Source organism: Streptomyces antarcticus, assembly GCF_026627255.1.
Taxonomy (GTDB): Bacteria; Actinomycetota; Actinomycetes; order Streptomycetales; family Streptomycetaceae; genus Streptomyces; species Streptomyces antarcticus.
Genome location: NZ_JAPNLM010000084.1, coordinates 1 through 996, shown reverse-complemented (window position 1 = coordinate 996; position 996 = coordinate 1). Strand labels below are relative to the sequence as shown.

Annotated in this window: 1 protein-coding gene; it reads left to right on the top strand. The window is 74.6% G+C overall.

From position 1 onward, the window contains the following. The coding region (locus OTB16_RS39140) for a DEAD/DEAH box helicase (protein WP_267727715.1) at positions 1–996 on the top strand (996 nt) is incomplete at both ends.

The window sequence follows — 996 nt, the reverse complement described above, 5'->3', positions numbered from 1 at the left end:
ACCAATGACCGTTCTTCCCGGGGCCGCAGTGGCGGTTCGGGTTCTTCCGGCGGCTCCTACGGCGGCTCGTACGGCGGCTCGTACGGCTCCGGAAGCCCGTCGGGTTCCGGCGGGTCGGGCGGGTCGGGCCGCGGGAGCCGTTTCGGTTCCTCCGCGCCGTCCCGTTCCGGGTCTTCCGGCCGCTCCGGCGGTTCCGGATACGGCGGCGGCCGCCGCTCCTCGGGGCCGCAGGGCGAGTTCGCGCTCCCCAAGACGATCACCCCCGCGCTCCCGGCCGCCGAGGCGTTCGCCGACCTCGACATGCCCGCCGAGCTCCTCGCCGCGCTGGGCACACAGGGCGTATCGGTGCCGTTCCCGATCCAGGCCGCGACGCTCCCGAACTCCCTCGCCGGCCGCGACGTCCTGGGCCGCGGCCGCACCGGCTCCGGCAAGACCCTCGCCTTCGGCCTGGCCCTGCTCGCCCGCACCGCCGGACAGCGCGCCGAGCCCCGCCAGCCCCTGGCCCTGATCCTGGTACCGACCCGCGAGCTCGCCCAGCAGGTCACCGAGGCCCTCACCCCCTACGCCCGCGCCCTGGGCCTGCGCACGGCGACCGTCGTGGGCGGCATGCCCATCGGCCGCCAGGCCAGCGCCCTGCGCGGCGGCGCCGAAATGGTCGTCGCGACCCCCGGCCGCCTCAAGGACCTCATCGACCGCGGCGACTGCCGCCTCAACCAGGTCGCCATCACCGTCCTGGACGAAGCCGACCAGATGGCCGACATGGGCTTCATGCCCCAGGTCACCGCGCTCCTGGACCAGGTCCGCCCCGAAGGCCAGCGGATGCTGTTCTCCGCGACCCTGGACCGCAACGTCGACCTCCTGGTCCGCCGCTACCTCACCGACCCCGTCGTCCACTCCGTGGACCCCTCCCAGGGCGCGGTCACCACGATGGAACACCACGTCCTGCACGTCCACGGCGCGGACAAGCAGGCCACCACCACCGAGATCGCCGCCCGC